The organism is Pseudodesulfovibrio portus, from assembly GCF_026000375.1.
Taxonomy (GTDB): Bacteria; Desulfobacterota; Desulfovibrionia; order Desulfovibrionales; family Desulfovibrionaceae; genus Pseudodesulfovibrio; species Pseudodesulfovibrio portus.
This window is the reverse complement of the sequence record NZ_AP026708.1, coordinates 255,218-274,685: the sequence shown is the minus strand read 5'-3', so window position 1 is coordinate 274,685 and position 19,468 is coordinate 255,218. Positions and strand designations below refer to the sequence as shown.

The following is a 19,468-nucleotide window of genomic DNA, read 5'->3' as shown; positions in this document are numbered from 1 at the left end:
GTGCAGACAGCCTATGCCAACAACATGCGGTCTGAGACGCCCTCGCCGCCGCGCAGGTCCGCGAAGCGCTGGAGCAGGTCTTCGACCTTGAGATTCTTTTTTTCGTCGCCGCTGATGTCGAGGACGATGCGACCCCGGTGGAACATGATCAGCCGGTTGCCCATGGCAATGGCCTGGTTCATGTTGTGGGTGACCATGAGCGTGGTCAGGTTCTCGGACCCCACGATCTCGTCGGTCAGGTCCAGGACCATGGCTCCGGTCTTCGGGTCCAGGGCGGCGGTGTGTTCGTCCAGGAGCAGCAGCTTGGGCCGGACCAGGGTGGCCATGAGCATGGTCAAAGCCTGACGCTGACCTCCGGAGAGAAGCCCGGTATGCGTCTTGAGCCGATCTTCCAGGCCCAGGCCGAGCACGGACAGCTTCTGGCGGAAGAACTCCCTGTCACGGGCTTTGACGCCTCTGGACAGGCCACGCGACAGCCCGCGTTTCCTGGCCACGGCCAGGTTCTGCTCGATGGTTGCTCCGGCACAGGTGCCCAGCAGCGGGTCCTGGAAGACCCGACCGATGAGCCCGGCGCGCTTGTGTTCGGGCCAGCGCGTGATATCCGTGCCGTCCAGAACGATTTTCCCGGCGTCGATGAAGAACATTCCGGCCAGGGCGTTGAGAAAAGTCGATTTACCTGCGCCGTTGGAGCCGATGATGGTGATGAAGTCGCCGTCGTTGACTTCCAGATCCACGCCGTTCAGGGCGGTCACTTCATTGACGTCGCCCTTGTTGAAGGCTTTGATCATGTTGGTAACGGAAATCATTTGGCCCCCCTTGCGGCGAGGAACTTGCGTTTCATTTTGGGCATGACCAGGGCCACGACCACCAGGAGGGCAGTGATCAGGTTCAGGTCGCTCGGGGTGATGGAGAACGAGCCGAGCTTCATGCCGAGCGCCAGGGCGATGGCGATGCGGTAGAGAACCGAGCCGAGCAGGGCCGCGATGAGCGCGCGGGAAATGGTCTTGTCGCCGAACACGGTCTCGCCGATGATGACCGAGGCCAGACCGGCGATGATGGTGCCCACGCCCATGTTGACGTCGGCGGCTCCCTGATTCTGGGCGACCAGTGCGCCGGATGCGGCCACCAATGCGTTGGACAGGCCCACGCCGAAGATGATGACCGTGTCGGTGTTCACGCCCTGGCTGGTGATCATCTGCATGTTGTCGCCCGTTGCGAGGAAGGCCAGTCCCTGTTCCGTATGCATGAACCAGATGAGGACGGCCACTATCACTAGGCAGACGATGGCGAACAGTACCGGGGTCGAGTGCTGCGGCAGCAGGCCGGTCATTTCGCGAAACCGGTCGACCACGGTTTCCTGACCGAGCAGGGACATGTTGGGCCGTCCCATGATGCGCAGGTTGATGGAGTAGAGGGCGATCATGGTCAGGATGGACGCCAGCAGGTGGAGAATCTTGAATTTCGTGTTCAGGATGCCGGTGGTCACGCCCGCCAGGAATCCCGCCCCGGTGGCCATGAAGATGGAGATCAGCGGGGAATATCCGGAGGTGATAGCCACGGCGGACACGGACGCCCCCAGCGGCAGACTGCCGTCCACGGTCAGGTCCGGGAAATCCAGTATCCGGAAGGTCAGGTACACGCCGATGACCATGAGGCCGTAGGCGAAGCCCTGTTCCAATGCTCCGAAAAATGCATAAAGAGTCATATTAATTCCTGTTTTCGGAAAAACCGTGGCCAAAGTGCCTGGCCTTTGAACACAAGGAAAAAGGCGCGTTGTAAGCAACGCGCCTTGTAGCCTTTATATGGCCGGTTGGCAAATGCCGATTCGATTACTCGATGACCTTGGCGGCACGCTCGATGGTGGCTGCGGGCAGGGTCACGCCCATGGCCGTTGCGGCCTTTTTGTTCACGTGCAGGTTGAGGTCATTGAGGAACTCGACGGGCATGGACCCAGCGTCGGAGCCGTCCACCAGGATGCGGGCGATCATGTCGCCGGTCTGCAGGCCCATCTTGTAGTAGTCCACGGCCACGGCGGCGATGGCGCCGCGGGCAACGGAGTCCACATCGCCGACGATCAGCGGCAGCTTGTTGTCGGTGCAGACCTTGACCGCGGACTCAATGGCCGAAACCACGGTGTTGTCGGTGCCGACATAGATTACGTCGCAACGGCCCACCAGGGATTTGGCCGCCTGGTACACGCCGCTGGAGTTGGCGATGGTCGCTTCCTCGACGCTGATGCCGACCTTGGCGGCTTCTTCCTTCAGGGCCTTGAGGTTGGGCACGGAGTTGGGCTCGCCGGAGTTGTAGATGATGCCGATGGTCTTCACGTTCGGCACGATCTCCTTGATCAGGGCCACATGCTTGTCCATGGGGCTGAAGTCGGACATGCCGGTGATGTTGGTGCCGTTCGTGTTCGAAAGATCCTTGACCAGACCGGCGGAGACGGGATCGGTGACGCCGGTGAAAACGATGGGTCGATCCTTGATCTTCTGGGCGGCGGCCTGCGCGCCGGGAGTGGCGATGGCCAGAACCAGGTCGGGCTGCTCGCCCATGATCTGGCTGATGATCTGGGTGTTGGTGGCCATGTTGCCCTGGGCGATGTGGACGTTGTAGGTCACGTCCAGCCCTTTTTCCTTGAGCCTGTCGGCCACGCCGTTGCGCATGGCGTCCAGAGCCGGGTGTTCGACGATCTGGGTCACGGAAATGGTGTAGCTTTTGGCAAAGGCTGTGGTGGCAAGCAGTAATATTGCGGCCACGGTCACAAGGATTTTTTTCATGGGATTGGCTCCTCCTCAAAGTTCTGTAGATGTTGGGAACATTCCCAACTGGCGGGTTCAAAGTCAAGGTGTTTCGACTTGTTCACTGGCAAAAAAAGGGCCGCTTGACGCGGCCCTGAGATGTTTTCGATTGAAGAGGATCAGTAGCGGATTTCCTCTTCCTTGATCACCTTGAAGGACTTGTTGCCTTTGACCCGGCCCGGCAGCCCCTGGAACTTGCGCACGCCTTCCACTTCGGCTTCGAGTAGTTCGTCCTCGTCCGTGTCCAGCAGGATGATGTCGCCTTCCTGGAGGTAGAGGAGCTGGCGTCCGCTGATGGCGGTCTTGCCCAGCCGCACTACCATCTCCACGGGGGTCTCCATGAGCCGTTCCTTGAAACGATTGATCCAGACATGGTCCACTTCCAGACGCTCGGACTGGAAGGAGGCGTGCAGCTTGGAGCGGATGGGTTCCATGGTGGCGTAGGGCAGGCAGCAGATGAGCGAACCGATGGCATTTTCCAGTTCCACTTCGAACGTGACCACGATGACCACGTCGGACGGGGGCACGATGGCCGCAAACTGGGGGTTGACCTCGGTGCGCACCATCTCCACGTGGACCTCGTGCACCGGCTTCCAGGATTCCTCCATGTTGGCCAGGGCGATCTTGACCACGCGCTCGACGATGGCCTGCTCGATGGGCGTGAAGTCGCGACCCTCGACCTTGGGCTGGGAGCCGGCGCCGCCGAAGAAATTTTCGACCAGGGCGAAGACCAGTCGGGAGTCGACGACCAGCAGGGCGTTGCCGCGCAGGGGGTCCATCTTGAAGATCGAGATGGATGTGGGCACGGGCAGGGAACGCATGAAGTCGCCGAACTTGGACATGTCGATGGAGATGGGGTTGATGTCCACCCGCTTGCGCATGGTGTTGGCCAGCGCATTGGTGCACAACCGTGAGAACCGGTCGTTGACGATTTCGAGAACGGGCATGCGGCCACGAATGATCCTGTCCTGATTGGCCAGGTCAAACGAGACCACCCCGGTATCGTCCTCCGGTATCTCGGTCTCCGTCTCGACGTCCCCTCCGGAAAGCCCGCGGAGCAGGGCATCAACTTCATCTTGTTCGAGGATTTTGCTCATCTGGGAACAGCCTCATTTTACGGCCGGTGTTCGGCCGGACTTGAACCGGCTTATGCCGGATTTTTGAACATCGTGTAATCAGTAGCAAAAACCGGGCCGGTCCATCCTGCTTTCGTATCGGCACTTTTCACTTTTCCCTTAATTCCCTTGTACAGTCACATCGGGCGAGAGGCAATGCGGGAACGGGATTTCGACCGGATTTATCTGGAAAAAGATTAGAATTTTTCTAGACTAAAAATGCGGCACAAAAATAATTCAATCATTATGATTTGTTAAAACAAAATTAGTAGCGTTCCGGAGAAAGCTGGGAAAGTGGAATGACGGTGACGGACCGGTCTCTGGTCTCCTGCCAGGAACGCAACGCAGCCAGGGTCTCTTTGTATGGATGACCTATGGCGATGGCGGTCCCGGAGCGTCTGGCGACTCTCTCCGCCTTGTTGAGCTGGTGTACTATTGCACTCACGTCCTTGACATTATCAAGGAAAGTGTCCCGCTTGTAGAAGGGGATGGCCGTCGCTTTGGCGACTTTTTTGCCCACGCTGCTGCCGGAAGTCATGGAATCCAGGAAAAAAAGTCCGTGGCGTTTGAATTCACCGAGAGCCAGGGTCATGCCGGGTTCAAAGGCCGTGAACAGGGACCCCATGTGATTGTTGACGCCGATGGCTTCGGGGATCTGTTTCAGATTGGCGTTGATTCGGTCCACAAGTTCGGCGTCGTTCATGTTGACGAACAGGGCGTCGTCACCTGGATTGACCTTTGGATAGCCTTTTGGCTCCATGGGAAAATGGACAAGAATATCGCGCCGTTTATGGCTGATCAACTCCACGGCCTCACGGGTGAAACTGGCGTTGGGCCAGACCGCGAAAGTCAACGGCAGGTCAAGGGCCACCAACCCCTTGAGCAGGTGTTGGTTTTCACCTACGTCGTCGATGACGATGGCCAGTTTGGGGCCCTTGGCCTCGGGCCGGGCCATGATGCGAGGCTTGGATTCCAGCAGGAGGCGGTGGGTGGGCAGATCGTTGATCCTGACCATGGCCTCGTTGTCCCCGTTGTCGAGGAGGACGGCGTCGGGCAACCGCTGGAAGAGGCGCTTCCTGAGTGTGACGAGAAAGTGGTTTCGATCGTCCACCTTGGGAAACTGCAGGACCTGATAGTGGTAGTCGCGGTCATCATGACGGCGCAGCTCCACATCCACCAGGTCGAGATCGGCCATGGGCAGGGCAAGGTCGCGAAGGGTTTCGATGATGGCCAGGTCCGCCTGTTTGACGAAGTCCTCCATTTCGGAGGTGGTCTCTTCGTATTCCTTGGCAGGAACGGGGTCGGGCTCAGCAGTCGGTTCCGCCTGGATGACTGCGGGCGGCGGCGTGTCCTCGAGGAGCAGGGAAACACCGAGAGATGCCAGGGCGACAAAGGCCACGACAAAGATCGCAATGAGAGGACCGGGCCGATACAACCTCTCAAAAAGAGTATCGAGCCCGGTCCTTTTCTTCTTTTGGTCGGAAGAACGATCGTCCATCTAAACGGTCTTCCCGGATGTTACTTGATTTCCCGGAGCCTCGGCAGACTCTTGACCAGTTCGAGGGCCATGCGGACCTGGTTGTCGCGGGAGAGCATTTCCTTGGCTTTCTCGGCGTCCTTGTCCTTCTTGTCCTTCTTGGCTTTCTGACCGTTTTCCAGATGGCCGCTCAAATCCTTTTCACGAACCGTGAAGCGTTTGCGCATGGAAGCGTCGTCGTCCTTGTCGGCGGCGACAAAGGGAATCCGCAGGTCGGGTTCGATCCCCTGGGCCTGGATGGAGCGGCCGCTGGGGGTGTAGTAGAGGGCGGTGGTCAGCTTGATGCCCGAGCCGTCGGACAGCGGAATGATGGTCTGGACCGAGCCCTTGCCGAAGGAACGCTCGCCCACGAGCAGGGAGCGGTTGTGATCCTGCAGGGCACCGGCTACGATTTCCGAGGCCGAAGCGGACCCGGCATTGATCAGGGTAACCATGGGCACGGTGACCTCATTGTCGTTCTTGGTGGCGAAGAAATCCTTTCGGCTGGATTCGTCCTTGCCCTGAATGTAGACGATGGTTCCCTTCTCGATGAAGGTATCGGCCACGGACACGGCCTGGCCGAGCAGTCCGCCGGGGTTGTTGCGCAGGTCGAAGACGATGCCCTTGAGCTTGTGTTCCTTCTGATACTCGGCGATGGAGTCGCGAAGATTGCGGGTGGAGGATTCCTGGAATTTGGTCAGCCGCAGGTAGAGGTAACCGTCCTCCAGGGACTGGGTCTTGACGTTGACGACGGGGATGGTGCCTCGAACGATGGCCACTTCCTCGGGCTTGTTGGAGTCCTTGTGCAGGATCAACAGGTTGACCGTGGTGCCTTTCTCGCCGCGGATGCGTTTCACGGCGTCCATGAGCGTCATTTCCTGGGTGGATTCGCCGTCGATTTCCAGAATCAGGTCACCGGCCAGCAGACCGGCCTTGTAGGCGGGGGTGTCCTCGATGGGGGACACGACCAGGATGCGTCCCTGGTCCTGGGATATTTCAATGCCGATACCGCTGAAACGGCCTTCGGTCTCGGTCTGCATCTCCTTGAAGTCCTCGGGAGAGAGATAGGTGGAGTGGGGATCGAGTTCTTCGAGCATTCCCTTGATGGAATTGTCGATGAGTTCCTTCTTGGAAACAGGCTCCACGTAATGCCCTTCGACCATGTCCAGAATCTGCGAAAAACGCTTGAGCGCCTCGAAGTGGTCCTCGCGCCCGGCCATGGAGGGAACGGGGGCGACGGTCAGGGTAAAAAGCAGAAGAAAGGTAACTATCCAAAGCGATACACGCATGCATTCCTCCCGAGTATCGGAGTCTTCTTGTTATTGCGGCAACAGTACATCATTTGGAAGCTGTTAGCCAAGTTTTTGGGTTAATTGGTTTTTGGTGAAAACGCAATTCAAAATACAGCCCCGGACCGTCCGCCTTGGGGCAATAGCCGGCCACCCCCAGGGGTTCGTCTTTTTCGACTTCCTGACCATTGCGCACAAAGGTGTCGGACAAATAGGCGTAAAGACTATAGTAATCATACCCGTGGTAGACGATGACCACATGACCGAACCCGCGCAATGTGTCGTTGTGCACAATCTTGCCCCAGAAGACCGACTGGACCTGGGCCCCTTCGGCGGCGCTGATGATCAGCCCGCGCACGGGCGGGGTGGCCTTGGGATTGAAGCCGGACACGAGGCGTCCCTGTACGGGCCAGGGCAGGGTTCGCTTGTACAGCGAGAAGCGTTTGGTCTTCTGTGACTGCAGCTGGTATTTGAGGTCCTCGATGGCGGCCAGGATGTCGGTCAGTTCGCTTTCCGCATCCTGCCGTTTTTTTCTGATCTGCTTGAGATTCTTTCGCAGGGCATACTTGTTGTTCAGCAGCCGGTCCTTGCTTTTGTTGACCTGGGCCAATTGCTGCTCGGCCTCGATGGCCAGGGTGCGCTGATGTTCCAGGTTGGCGGCGATCTCCTCGGAGTTCGCCTTTGCCTCGGTCAGCTTTCGGCTGGTGGCGTCGTAGATTCCGGCCAGCCAGTTGAAGCGGCGGTCGAACATGTCCCAGCTGTCAACGCCTTCGAACCTCGACCGGACGTTTTGCAGATGCACGGGCCACAATGTCTTCATGAGGCCGGAGAGTTCCAATGTGATGCGCTGTTTTTCCTCTTCCAGGGCGAAATGATCCTGCCGGGCCTTTTTCTCGTGTTCCTTGATTTCGTTGAGGGCGGCTTCCTGTTTGCGAATCTTGCGCTGCAACAACGCCACGTCGTGTTCAATGTCCGTCAATTGGGTGGATATCTGACCCGCCTTGCGGGTCAGTTCACGGACCTTGGCTTCATTCTCGTCGGCCCGTTGGTGCTCCTGCTGCAACGTCTCGCTCAGGACCTCGCTTTGGTCCTGGGACATGGCAGTACCTGCCAGCAGGCAGATAATCAGTGTTATGGGCAGAAGGTGGCGAAGCATGGACAGGATGTTACTCGAGAAAAGGTTTCAGGGGACATGTGTCGCACAGTCCCGCTTTTTTTTTGCACCAGTCTTTTCCGACACGGACGATCAGGGCGTGGTATTCATTGTACAGTGCCACATCTTCCGGCAATGCGTCCATGAAAATGGCCTGTAATTCATAGTAGTCTATGCCCTCATATGACAGCCCGTGTCGATCCATGAGGCGTGCGGTGTAGGCATCGACCACGAAAGTCGGGAAATCGAGGGCGTACAAAAGGATGGAATCGGCCGTCTCCGGGCCAAGGCCGTTGACGCCAAGAACCTTGGGCCGAAGTTCGTAGAGCGGTTCCGACTTGAGGGATTTCAGGTCGTAATCGGCTTCCTCCTTGAGAAAATTCAGGAAATTGGCGATCCGGCGCGCCTTGACGTTGTAGTACCCGGCCGGTCGTATCAGTTCGGCCAACTCCGTAAGGGGCAGGTCGTGCATGGCCCGCGCATCGAGGAGATCGTGCGCCTTGAGGTTGGCAATGGCCTTTTTCACGTTCTGCCAGTTGGTGTTCTGGGTCAGGATTGCCCCGACGGCGATCTCAAAGGGCGTTTCGCCCGGCCACCAGTGACTGGGCCCCAGGGACGAATGCATGGCCTCATACATGGCCAGGATTGTATCGGATTGCGACATGGCTGCTAGGCTCCGATTCGCTCCCAGACAAGGCAGACCCATTCGCCTTCAATGAACCGCTGCGGCTCGCCGATGCCCCGTTTTGCGTAGGCGGCGGCCACGGCGTCCGACTGCTTGTCCGCCAGTATGCCGGACAGGACCAGGGAGCCGCCTTCCGCGATGTGCGCCAGCAGGTCGGAGGCCATCTCGATGAGCGGGCCGGAAAGGATGTTGGCCACGATGACATCGAACAGGACGTCTTCGCCCAGGCTGTCGATGGTGCCCACGGCCAGTTCGAGGGAACCCGCCACGCCGTTGATCCCGGCGTTTTCCACGGCACAGGGGATGGCCAGAGGATCATTGTCCAGGCCCACGCCCTTGAGGCCGAGCTTGGCCAGCCCGATGCCGAGGATGCCGGACCCGGTGCCGAGATCGAGAAAGGTGTTGCCCGGCTTGATTGCCTCGCTTCCGGCCAGGGAGCCGATGGTCGCCAGGCACAGCGAGGTGGTGGGATGATGCCCGGTGCCGAAAGCCATCTTGGGCTCGATGACGATGTGGGTGGTCCCGTTGTCCTCGTTCCCATTGAGCCACGGCGGGAAAATCGTGAACCTCTCGCCGCAGGTGACGGGATTGAAGAAGTCCTTCCAGGCCATGGCCCAATCCTCGGGTTCCTCTTCGACGCAGGTCACGCCCGCATTCTGGAAGCGGGCCTGGAACTCCTTGGCGATGGACCGTCCAAGGGCGTGGTCTTCAAGGTAGAGAGTGATTTTGAGTCCGTCTTCGAGGGGCGTCTCTTCCCACCCGTGGGCGACCTTGGCCGTGAGGAATCCCCCGACCTCATCGGCCAGGTCCTCGGTTATGGTGAATTCGATCTTGAGCAGGGTGGATTTCATCTGGCGTTCTCCGAAGGGCGAATATGACAAGGCCGGGGAGCATTCCCCGGCCCTGTATTTCGTGTCATGCGTTTGGTGTCGATCAAAAGACCTTGTCTATGAAGGAACCCATGCCGGTGTACCGAAAACCATAGAGAGTAGCGTTTTCAGCCTTTTTCTCGGCATCGCTCTTGACGACCTGGGGCGAGGTGTCTTCCGTGGGCGGCTGGGTCGTTTTCTGCTCCATGCGATCCATTTCCTCTTCCTTCAAATTGGGAGAGAATTCCTGCATGGGGCCTATGGGTACAACTCCGCTCATGGCTTTTCACCTCTCAACAACAATACTCGGTCGCCGATACGCGGTCAAGCAGCCCCCAGTTAGACCTCGTCCAGGACGGTGTCGAGCACTTCCATGAAGGTGGCGATGTCTTCTTTTTCGACGGTCAGGGGGGGCACAAGGCGCAGGATCGTGCCCTGGGTCAGGTTGCATACGACCCGTTTTTCCAGGAGCCCCTTCCAGACGGCCGGGCCGTCACAGGACAGCTCGACACCGAACAGCAGTCCGAGGCCTCGTGTGCCCGCTATCTTGCCGGGATGCTTGGCCATCAGTTTCTCGGCTTCTTCTTTGGCGAAACCGCCCATCTCCAGGGCGCGTTCGGCCATGCCCTGTTCAAGCATGATGTCGACGACCCTGGCGGCCACGGCAGAGACCACGGCTCCGCCGCCGAAAGTGGTGGCATGAGAACCGGGGGCGAACCCCTTGGCCGCCTCGTCCGTGCACAGGACCGCGCCCATGGGCAGCCCGTTGGCCAGAGCCTTGGCCGAAGTGAAGATGTCCGGGGTGATGCCGTAGTGTTGGTGTGCCCAGAAACGACCGGTGCGGCACAACCCGGTCTGGACCTCGTCCACGATGAGCAGGATGTTGTTTTCCTTGCACAATGCCACGATGTCGTCGACATAGTCCGTAGGCAGGGGACGAACGCCGCCTTCGCCTTGGACCATCTCGATCATGATGGCTGCGGTGTGGGCGTTGATGGCCCCCCGCAGGGCGTTGACGTTGCCGAAGGGCACGGTGACGAACCCCTCGGGCAGGGGAGCGAAACCGTCCTTGATGGGGCCTTCCTGGCCGGTGGCGGTCAGGGTGGACAACGTCCGGCCATGAAAGGATTTTTCCAGAGTTATGACTTCAAATCTGTCCTCGTTGCGAACGGTGCGCATGTACCGGCGGGCGAGCTTGATGGCCCCTTCGTTTGCCTCGGCTCCCGAATTGCAAAAAAAGACTTTGCCGGCCGCGCAGGTGGAAAGCAGCTTTTCAGCCAGGTCGAGCTGCGGTTCCTGGTAGAAGAGGTTGGAGACGTGCACCAGCTTGCGCGCCTGCTCGGCCATGACGTCGGCCAGGTCGTCCCGGCTGTGGCCCAGGCTGCACACGGCGATGCCGGACAGGAAGTCGAGATATTCGTTGTCTTCCAGGTCGTAGAGCCTGCACCCCTTGGCCCTGGATACGGCCAGGGGATACCGTCCGTAGGTGTTGCAGAGAAGGGCGGATTCCCGTTCTTTTATCTGATCGAATTTATTGCTCATTGTTCTGCTCTTAATGTTTTCCGGTTGAACCGAAGCCTCCGGCTCCCCGGTCGGTGTCGCCGAGTTCCTCCACCTTGAGGATATCGGCCTGGAAAATGGGCATGAAGACGAGTTGGGCGATGCGCTGGCCGCGCTTGATTCGTCGCACCTTGTCCGAGGTGTTGAGCAGGGACACCTTGATTTCGCCGCGATAATCGGGATCGATGACGCCCACGCCCTGGCTGACGGTCAATCCGTCCTTGGTGCCCAGGCCGCTGCGGGAAAAGATATAGCCCGCAATGGACGGCTCCAGGACCTCGATGGCGACGCCCGCAGGAAAGGGATACTTCTCGCCGGGGCCGATCTCGACGAATTCATCGTCGATGCAGGCGCGCAAGTCCAGGCCGGCGGAATGATCGGTGGCGTAGGCCAGTTCGTTTTCCTCCCAGACCGGGTGCATGAATTTCATCTTCACTTGGATCGTGTTCATGTATCTTCCTTATGATGGGGTTGGCTGTGTTTATGGTCGCATTGCGGGCGGCTGTCAATCGGCCAGACAGGGCACACGACGAAAAAAGGCGCTGGAACCCATGCTCCAGCGCCCTTGTATTTCTTTTAATCAAAAGAGGTTAACAGAGGCCGTCCCAGCACAGGTCAAGATGCTTTTGTTCCATTCGTCGGGTGGCCAGGCTGACGCCTACGGCCAGGACCAGGGACACGGGCAGGGCGACCACGTTGGGATCGACGTACTGCATGAGCCAGGTCCAGGACATGGGGGTCGCGTCGGCCACCAGGGTGACCTTGCCCGTGAGGGCCTGGCACAAACCGATGACCGAGGCCTCCTTGACGTGGATAAAGAGCAGCCAGAACATGGAGAAGGTGAATCCGCCGACCATGGATATCTTGGCACCGATCTTGGTCATGCCTTTCCAGTACAGGCCCAGAACGTAAATGGGCAGGAAGGAAGCCGCGCACAGGCCGAAGAAGAAGGCCGTGGCCCGGGCTATGACGCCGCCGGGCAGCAGCCAGGCCCAGATCAGGGTGGCGATGATGGCGATGGTCACGCCCAGCCGGTTGAGCTTCATGGCAGAGCCGCTGTTGCCGATCTTGACGTGCTGCTCGAGGAAGTCGCGGGACAGCGACGTGCCGCCCACGTGATACTGGGAGCTCATGGTGGACATGGCGGCCGCGAACATGGCCACCAGGAAGAGGCCGGAGAACCAGCCGGGCATGTAGGTGTCGATGTAGGCCGGGATGATCCTGTCCAGGTTGCCCTTGGCTGCGGCAATGGCGATGTTGCCGGTATCATTGAAGAATACCACATTGGAGAGGGCGCCGACCACAAAGGCTACCCCGGTCAGCAGCAGGATGAAAATGCCGCCGATGGCCACTGCGCGATTGAGCTCGCGGTCACTGGGCACGGTCATGTAGCGGATGGCAAGCTGGGGCTGGGCCAGGACGCCGATGCCCACGCCATAGATAATGGTCGTGTAGATGGTCAGGCCAAGGGGCGACTTGATGTGCGGACCTGTGGTCCAACCGACCACGCCGCCTTTCAGAAGCTTTTCGGGCATCAGGGCGACCATGTCGGTGAGAGCCTGGTGTGCTTCGGTCACGCCGCCCAGCATGACGTAGGTGGTAATGATGAGGATGAGCATCATGATCGCCATGATGGAGCCCTGGAAGGCGTCTGTGTACATGACCGCCCTGAGTCCGCCTGTGACCACGTACATGGCCACGATGGCGGTGACGATCAGCAGCCAGGCACCGTAGCTGATGGCCGGGAAGGCCACCTCGAGCATGCGGCAGATGCCGATGAGCACGGCCGCAGCGTAGACCGGGATGAAGACGAAGATGACCACACCGGCGAACTGCTGGATGAATTTGGATTTGTAGCGCCTGCCCAGGAGTTCGGGGAAAGTATGCGTGTCGAGGGCAAGGCCCATGCGCCGGGTGCGTTTGCCGAAAAAGACCATGGCGATGAAGATGCCGACGAAGATGGTCAGGAAGGTCAGCCAGAGCAGAGACATGCCGAACAGCCCGGCAGCGCCGCCGAAACCGATGATGGCCGAGGTGGAGACAAAGGTGGCGCCATAGGACATGGCCAGTACAAACGGATTCATGGACCGACCAGCGAGCATGTAATCGGTTGACTTTTTGGTGTTTTTCCATGCCCGGTAGCCGAGATAGAAAATGACGCCGAGATACAGGAGCACGCCGAGGATTTTGCCTTCCATCTATGCATCCCCCCCGGGTTTGTCGTCACCCTTGTTGTTCCAGTTCACAATTCCGTAAACGACGCACAGAATGGTCGAAGCGATACTCAGCCAAAAGGCCAGGGCAATTTCGACACTGCCAAAACCCAACATCATAACCTACCCCTCTTCAGTTTCGGCCTCGACAAGCATGACCCAAAAGAAAAGGGCCGTAAGCTTGTCGCCTACGGCCCTTGTTTGGTTGCAATCAGCTAAAAGTCAGTTGCACACCCCAAGACCGCAGGCGCTTCTAAAAAAGCGAAAGCTAAAAAAGAAAAAGAAGCCGAAGCGGTTCTGGTTTGTGTTCATGGGAAAATTCATATTCGTAACAATCTGATATGTCAAGCACGAATGGATTCAAGGAAGGCCGGCCTGCGAGCGTGGAGAGAGGCAGGTGAAACCGATATTTTTTTCATATGGCTCGATATTCTTTGCAATTATTTACAAAACCAACAATATCAAGCTGTTAAAACTTTTCTTGACAGGTATTACATACTTATGGTTTTGTGGCTGCCCTTTGGAATTCAGGTTTAATTCCTGAATTGTGAAATGAACGGACGCCCGCTCCGGCTGTCTCGCTTTCGAGATGACTTTTTTGGCAATAAACGAAAGAGGTGACCTGTCTTGCTTTTTCAGCCCATCAACAAGAACTACCATGAGTTCTGTATCGACCGGGACCCGGACCTGTGCATCAATTGCAAGGTCTGCGTCCGCCAGTGTTCGTACGAGGCTCACTACTGGGATGAAGCCCGGCAAAAAGTCATGCACGACAACACCAAGTGCATCGGCTGCCATCGCTGCGAGGCCCTGTGTCCCACGGCGGCCCTGAACATTCGCAACAAGCCTTCGGATTTCAGGACCAACAACCTGTGGCGGCCTGTGTTCCTGCAGAATATTTACAAGCAGGCGGACACCGGCGGCGTTCTGCTGGCGGGCATGGGTTCCCCCGTGGACATCCCTGTCTACTGGGACCGCATGCTGCTGGACGCCTCGCAGGTGACCAACCCGTCCATCGATCCCCTGCGCGAGCCCATGGAGCTCAAGACCTTCCTGGGCGCCAAGCCGCGCAAGCTCGATTTCAAGGTGGACACCAAGACCGGCAAGCCCAAGTTGAAAACCAAGCTGACGCCGCAGCTCGAACTGGATGTGCCCATCATGTTCGCGGCCATGAGCTTCGGTGCAATCAACTTCAACCTGCATCGGGCCATGGCGCGCGCCGCCACCGAAACCGGCACCTATTACAATACAGGTGAGGGCGGTCTGCACAAATCATTATATAAATACGGCGCCAACACCATTGTCCAGGTGGCTTCGGGCCGTTTCGGCGTGCACCGCGACTATCTCAAGGCTGGCGCGGGCATCGAGATCAAGGTGGGGCAGGGTGCCAAGCCGGGCATCGGCGGCCATCTGCCCGGCGAGAAGATCAACGACAAGGTGTCCGAAACCCGCATGGTCCCCATCGGCTCCGATGCCATTTCTCCGGCCCCGCACCACGACATCTATTCCATCGAGGACCTGCTCCAGCTCATCTATGCGTTGAAGGAAGCCAGCGAGTACAAGGCCCCGTTGTCGGTCAAGATCGCGGCGGTGCACAACGTGGCCGCCATCGCCTCGGGTATCGCCCGGGCGGGCGCGGATATCATCACCATCGACGGCATGCGCGGCGGCACGGGCGCAGCACCGGCCATGATCCGCGACAACGTGGGCATCCCCATTGAACTGGCCCTGGCCCAGGTGGACCAGCGACTCAGGGACGAAGGCATCCGCAACAACGTCTCCATCGTCGCTGCGGGCGGTATCCGCTGCTCGGGAGATGTGACCAAGGCCATCGCGCTGGGCGCTGACGCCGTGTACATCGGCACGGCCACGCTGATCGCCGTGGGCTGCACCATCTGCGGCCGCTGCTACACAGGCAAGTGCCCGTGGGGCATCGCCACCAATGATACCAAGCTCTCCAAGCGTCAGAACCCGGATATCGCGGCCAAGAAACTGGCCAACCTGATTCGCGCCTGGGGCCACGAGATCGAAGAGATGCTCGGCGGCATGGGCCTCAACTCCATCGAGTCCCTGCGCGGCAACCGCGACAAACTGCGCGGCGTGGGCATTTCCGACACCGAACTCGACATCCTCGGCATCAAGCACGCCGGACGTTAGGAGGAAGCCACCATGAAACGAGTTTATCCTGACAAGGAATACTGCATCGGCTGCCATCTCTGCGAGCTGGCCTGCATAACCGCCCACTCGAAGTCCAAGGACCTGATCGTTGCCTACCGCGAAGAGCGGACCAAGGACGGCCTGGATTCCTGCAAAAAGGTCTTTGAAAAGGGCGACACCTGCGTGGCCATCTCCTGCCGCCATTGCGACGAGCCCTCCTGCGTGGCCGCCTGCATCTCCGGCGGACTGCACAAGGACCCGGAAACGGGCCGCACCGTGTACGACCGCGAAAAGTGCGTGGGCTGCTGGTCCTGCCTGATGGCCTGCCCCTACGGGGCCATCAAGCGCCATCCCACCGAAGGCAAGATCATCAAGTGCGACCTCTGCGAGGGCCGCGAGCAAGGCCCGGCCTGCGTTCAGGCCTGTCCCAACGGCGCATTGAAATTCGAAGAAAGGGATTAGGGGGATACCATGAAATACGTCATCATCGGCAACGGTATCGCCTCCATCGGAGCCATCGAGGGCATCCGCAAGGTGGACACCGAAAACGAAATCCTGGTCATCGGCGCGGAGGATTCCCCGGCCTACGGCCGCCCGCTCATTTCATACCTGCTGGCGGGCAAGATCGGACCGGACCGGCTGGCCCTGCGTCCGCAGGAGTTCTACGAGAAGAGCAACGTCTCCCTCAAACTCGGCACCCGCGTTGAGTCCATCGACGCCCAGGCCAAGACCGTGACCACGGACAAGGGCGAGTCCATCGGGTTCGAGAACCTGCTCATCGCCACCGGCGGCATCCCCTTCACCCCGCCCATTCCCGGTTTGGAAGGGAAGGGCGTCTACAACTTCACCAACCTGGCCCACGCCCAGACGCTCATCTCCAAAGCCAAGGAGATAAAACGGGCCGTGGTCATCGGCGGCGGGCTCATCGGGCTCAAGGCCGGTGAATCCCTGTTCGACCGGGGAGTGGACGTGACCATCCTGGAATTGTCCCCGCGCATCCTGAGCCTGGCGTTTGACGAAAACGCGGCCTCCCTGGCCGGATCACGCCTGGAAGAGGTGGGCCTGCACGTTCGTTGCGGCGTTTCCGCCAAGGAAATCCAGCGCGATACGGAGGGCAACCTCAAGGGCGTGCACCTGACCGACGGCGACTTCCTCCAGTGCGACGTGGTGGTCATTGCCATCGGCGTGGTGCCCAACTACGACCTGGCCAAGGACTCCGGCATCGACGTTGATCGCGGCATCAAGGTCAACGACCACATGCGTACCAGCGCGGACTCCGTGTTCGCGGCCGGCGACGTGGCCCAGGCCAAGGATCTGCTGTTCGGCGACGATCGGGTCATCCCCATCTGGACCAACGCCTACAACCAGGGATTCTGCGCGGGCAAGAACATGGCCGGGGCGGACATCACCTTCACCGGGTCCCTGGCCATGAATTCCATCTCCTTTTACGGCCTGCCCACCATTTCCGTGGGCACGGTCAATCCGCCAGAGGGCGACGACGCCTATGAGATCGCCGTGTCCCTGGACGAAAAGAAGAAGAGCTACCGCAAGCTGGTGTTCCACAACGATCACCTGGTCGGTTACGTCCTGGTGGGCGACATCGACATGGCGGGCATGTACACCGCCTTCGTCAAGTTCCAGATGCCGGTCCCGGAGGACGCCAAGAAGCAGATCATGGCCGGTGAGCCGGACGTGCTCATGTGGCCCGACGATTTCTTCAAGGACACCTGGAACCCCGGCGTAGTCGAGCCCGACTAAAGAGCGGAGCAGAGAGAGCAGATAATGAAAGCACCTGATAAATATTATGATTTCGAGAAGGATATCTCCGGTTGCGGGATATTCGGCGTCATCCACAAGAAGCGGGGCCTGATCCCGGGCGACATGCCCATTCAGGCCATGACCTGCATGCATGACCGGGGCAACGGCCTGGGCGGCGGTTTCGCGGCCTACGGCATCTATCCGGAACACGCGGACAAGTACTGCTTCCACATGATGTGCGACGACGATGCGGCCATCAAGGGGTCCGAGGAGATGATCAAGAAATACTTCGATCTCCACTTCTACGAACCCATCCCCACCCGCCGCATCCTGGCCATTCCCAATCCGCCCAGGTTCAACCGGTATTTCGTGACCGTGCCCGAGAAGCCGGAAAACGAATTCCGGGAACTGCCGGAAGAGGATTACATCGTGGCCGTGGTCATGAAGATCAACACCTCCGTGCCCGGCGCGTTCGTCGTGTCTTCGGGCAAGAACATGGGCGCGTTCAAGGGCGTGGGCTTTCCCGAGGAGATCGCCGATTTCTTCCGTCTGGAGGAATACAAGGCCTACATCTGGACCGGGCACAACCGGTTCCCGACCAACACTCCGGGTTGGTGGGGCGGGGCGCACCCGTTCACCATCCTCAACTGGTCCATCGTGCACAACGGCGAAGTCTCGAGCTACGGGATCAACCGCCGCTACCTGTGCGAGCACGATTACCTGTGTACCATGATGACCGACACCGAGGTCGTGGCCTACGAGCTGGACATGCTCATCCGCAAGCACGGCCTGTCCTGGGAAATGGCGGCCAAGGTCTTTGCCCCGCCTTTCTGGGACGAGATCGAGTGCATGGATGCCGACGACAAAGAGCTGTACACGGCTCTGCGCGCAACCTACGGCCCGGGCATGCTCAACGGCCCGTTCGCCATCCTGGTTGCGGACAACAACCGGCTCATGGGGCTCAACGACCGCATCAAGCTCAGGCCGCTTCTGGTGGCCGAAAAGGACGACATGATCTTCATGTCTTCCGAAGAGTCGGCCGTGCGCGACGTGTGTCCGGAACTGGACCGCGTCTGGATGCCCAAGGCGGGCGAACCCGTCATCGTGGACCTGGAGGACTAAATGGCAGCCAAGAGAAAGAAGAAGACCCTGACCGCAGGGCGCACATATTACAGGCAGTTCAACGAGGAAATCCGTGCGCTGGTGAGGGAAGGCGTGACCGACTTCACCATCAAGGAGTGCAACGGCCAGCGTTATATCGCCACGGCGCTCGAAGGAGACCTTACCTTCGACATTTACGGCGTTCCCGGCCAGGACCTGGGCGCGTTCATGCGCGGTCCCAAGGTCCGCATCCACAACAACGCCCAGGACGGGGTGGGCAATACCATGGACGACGGCCGCGTGATCATTGAAGGTATCGCGGGCGACGTCATCGGTTATGCCATGCGCGGCGGCGAGATATTCATCAAGGGCGACGTGGGCTACCGGGTCGGCATCCACATGAAGGCATACCTCGATCACCAGCCGAAAATTGTTGTCGGCGGCAAGGCCGGGGATTTCCTCGGAGAATATATGGCCGGCGGAATTATTTTGCTCTTGGGTATGTTTTCTGATAAGCCTGATGCGCCTATTGCGGGACGAAGTCTCGGAACGGGCATGCACGGCGGCGTCATCTACGTACGCGGCAGCGTCCCCGAGGATCGCCTCGGTCCGGGCCTGACCGCCACCCCCGTGGATTCCGATGATCTGAAGGTCATTGAAGGCCTGGTCAAGGAATACGCCAAAGAATTGAAGCTGGACAGCAAGGAAATTTTGGGCGAAAACTTCGTGAAAATTCGACCGTTTTCGCACAGGCCGTACGGCAACCTGTACGTTCCTTGCTAGAAGGCGGGGAAGCATACACCATTAACTCTCTCTGGAGGAACCTATGTTCTTCGATTCCGTAGCCTTTGCTATGGCTCCGCCCGCAGGCGGCGGTGGCGAGGCTGGCGGCCTGGGCGCCATCCTCGGCGGCCCGCTGCCCATGCTGGTTCTCATGTTCGCCATCTTCTACTTCCTGCTCATCCGTCCGCAGCAGAAGAAGCAGAAGGCTCACAAAACCATGCTCGAAGCCCTTAGGAAGGGCGACAAGGTATGGACCAACGGCGGCATCCTCGGCACCATCGTGGACATCGACGGTGACAACCTCACCATCGAAATCGCTTCCGGCGTCAATGTCGTCATCAAGCGCGGTTTCGTCGCCGACAAAGACGGCGGCAAGGCCGCAGCCGACAAGAAGTAGGTTTTTGCATCCGTTTTCCGAGACGATCCTGCGGACCGGACCACATCGACATGTGGCCCGGTCCGCGCTTGCGT

The 19,468-nt window shown here is 59.2% G+C and carries 20 protein-coding genes; 6 read left to right on the top strand and 14 right to left on the bottom strand.

Features of this window, described 5'->3' with window-relative positions:
* Nucleotides 1–11: 11 nt before the first annotated feature.
* The 14 genes from OO730_RS01375 to OO730_RS16280 form a co-directional block, all read right to left on the bottom strand.
* Nucleotides 12–806 (bottom strand): ABC transporter ATP-binding protein, encoded by a 795-nt coding sequence (locus tag OO730_RS01375; RefSeq protein ID WP_264982788.1) that lies wholly within the window; start codon nucleotides 804–806, stop codon nucleotides 12–14.
* Nucleotides 803–1,705, bottom strand: a complete 903-nt coding sequence (locus OO730_RS01370) for an ABC transporter permease (RefSeq protein ID WP_264982787.1) — start codon at nucleotides 1,703–1,705, stop codon at nucleotides 803–805. Before OO730_RS01370 ends, OO730_RS01375 begins: the two co-directional genes overlap by 4 nt.
* Nucleotides 1,706–1,829: 124 nt before the next feature.
* Complete coding sequence (locus OO730_RS01365; protein ID WP_264982786.1) at nucleotides 1,830–2,777, bottom strand: ABC transporter substrate-binding protein; 948 nt, start codon at nucleotides 2,775–2,777, stop codon at nucleotides 1,830–1,832.
* 140 nt (nucleotides 2,778–2,917) lie between these two features.
* Nucleotides 2,918–3,895: a flagellar motor switch protein FliM gene (gene fliM, locus OO730_RS01360; RefSeq protein ID WP_264982785.1), complete on the bottom strand. Its 978-nt coding sequence runs from the start codon at nucleotides 3,893–3,895 to the stop codon at nucleotides 2,918–2,920.
* A gap of 283 nt (nucleotides 3,896–4,178) precedes the next feature.
* The gene (locus OO730_RS01355; RefSeq protein WP_264982784.1) at nucleotides 4,179–5,411 is read right to left on the bottom strand and encodes a divergent polysaccharide deacetylase family protein; all 1,233 of its coding nucleotides are present in this window, start codon (nucleotides 5,409–5,411) and stop codon (nucleotides 4,179–4,181) included.
* Between the two features lie 20 nt (nucleotides 5,412–5,431).
* A complete protein-coding gene (locus OO730_RS01350) occupies nucleotides 5,432–6,718 on the bottom strand; it encodes a S41 family peptidase (protein ID WP_264982783.1) in 1,287 nt (428 codons plus the stop codon).
* Between the two features lie 49 nt (nucleotides 6,719–6,767).
* Nucleotides 6,768–7,874: a murein hydrolase activator EnvC family protein gene (locus OO730_RS01345; protein WP_264982782.1), complete on the bottom strand. Its 1,107-nt coding sequence runs from the start codon at nucleotides 7,872–7,874 to the stop codon at nucleotides 6,768–6,770.
* Nucleotides 7,875–7,884: 10 nt separating this feature from the next.
* Nucleotides 7,885–8,535 carry an endonuclease III domain-containing protein gene (locus OO730_RS01340; protein ID WP_264982781.1) on the bottom strand — a complete coding sequence of 217 codons (651 nt, stop codon included), beginning with the start codon at nucleotides 8,533–8,535 and terminating at the stop codon, nucleotides 7,885–7,887.
* A 5-nt stretch (nucleotides 8,536–8,540) separates the two neighbouring features.
* A complete protein-coding gene (locus OO730_RS01335; RefSeq protein ID WP_264982780.1) occupies nucleotides 8,541–9,407 on the bottom strand; it encodes a 50S ribosomal protein L11 methyltransferase in 867 nt (288 codons plus the stop codon).
* Nucleotides 9,408–9,489: 82 nt separating this feature from the next.
* Complete coding sequence (locus OO730_RS01330; RefSeq protein WP_264982779.1) at nucleotides 9,490–9,705, bottom strand: hypothetical protein; 216 nt, start codon at nucleotides 9,703–9,705, stop codon at nucleotides 9,490–9,492.
* 59 nt (nucleotides 9,706–9,764) lie between these two features.
* Nucleotides 9,765–10,967: an aspartate aminotransferase family protein gene (locus tag OO730_RS01325; RefSeq protein WP_264982778.1), complete on the bottom strand. Its 1,203-nt coding sequence runs from the start codon at nucleotides 10,965–10,967 to the stop codon at nucleotides 9,765–9,767.
* A 10-nt stretch (nucleotides 10,968–10,977) separates the two neighbouring features.
* Nucleotides 10,978–11,436 carry a dUTP diphosphatase gene (gene dut / locus OO730_RS01320; protein ID WP_264982777.1) on the bottom strand — a complete coding sequence of 153 codons (459 nt, stop codon included), beginning with the start codon at nucleotides 11,434–11,436 and terminating at the stop codon, nucleotides 10,978–10,980.
* A 139-nt stretch (nucleotides 11,437–11,575) separates the two neighbouring features.
* Nucleotides 11,576–13,183, bottom strand: coding sequence for a sodium:solute symporter family protein (locus tag OO730_RS01315; protein ID WP_264982776.1), 1,608 nt, complete (start codon nucleotides 13,181–13,183; stop codon nucleotides 11,576–11,578).
* Nucleotides 13,184–13,315: a symporter small accessory protein gene (locus OO730_RS16280; RefSeq protein ID WP_407681915.1), complete on the bottom strand. Its 132-nt coding sequence runs from the start codon at nucleotides 13,313–13,315 to the stop codon at nucleotides 13,184–13,186.
* Nucleotides 13,316–13,825: 510 nt separating this feature from the next.
* Here OO730_RS16280 and OO730_RS01310 point away from each other — a divergent pair.
* From OO730_RS01310 to yajC, 6 genes are read left to right on the top strand one after another with little or no spacing between them, the layout of a single operon-like run.
* Complete coding sequence (locus tag OO730_RS01310; RefSeq protein WP_264982775.1) at nucleotides 13,826–15,355, top strand: glutamate synthase-related protein; 1,530 nt, start codon at nucleotides 13,826–13,828, stop codon at nucleotides 15,353–15,355.
* Nucleotides 15,356–15,367: 12 nt separating this feature from the next.
* Nucleotides 15,368–15,817 (top strand): 4Fe-4S dicluster domain-containing protein, encoded by a 450-nt coding sequence (locus OO730_RS01305; RefSeq protein WP_264982774.1) that lies wholly within the window; start codon nucleotides 15,368–15,370, stop codon nucleotides 15,815–15,817.
* A 9-nt stretch (nucleotides 15,818–15,826) separates the two neighbouring features.
* The gene (locus tag OO730_RS01300; protein ID WP_264982773.1) at nucleotides 15,827–17,113 is read left to right on the top strand and encodes an NAD(P)/FAD-dependent oxidoreductase; all 1,287 of its coding nucleotides are present in this window, start codon (nucleotides 15,827–15,829) and stop codon (nucleotides 17,111–17,113) included.
* A 24-nt stretch (nucleotides 17,114–17,137) separates the two neighbouring features.
* Nucleotides 17,138–18,235, top strand: a complete 1,098-nt coding sequence (locus OO730_RS01295) for a class II glutamine amidotransferase (protein WP_264982772.1) — start codon at nucleotides 17,138–17,140, stop codon at nucleotides 18,233–18,235.
* On the top strand, nucleotides 18,236–18,997 hold the full coding sequence (locus tag OO730_RS01290; protein WP_264982771.1) for a GltB/FmdC/FwdC-like GXGXG domain-containing protein: 762 nt from the start codon (nucleotides 18,236–18,238) through the stop codon (nucleotides 18,995–18,997).
* A gap of 43 nt (nucleotides 18,998–19,040) precedes the next feature.
* Complete coding sequence (gene yajC, locus OO730_RS01285; protein ID WP_264982770.1) at nucleotides 19,041–19,394, top strand: preprotein translocase subunit YajC; 354 nt, start codon at nucleotides 19,041–19,043, stop codon at nucleotides 19,392–19,394.
* Nucleotides 19,395–19,468: the final 74 nt, after the last annotated feature.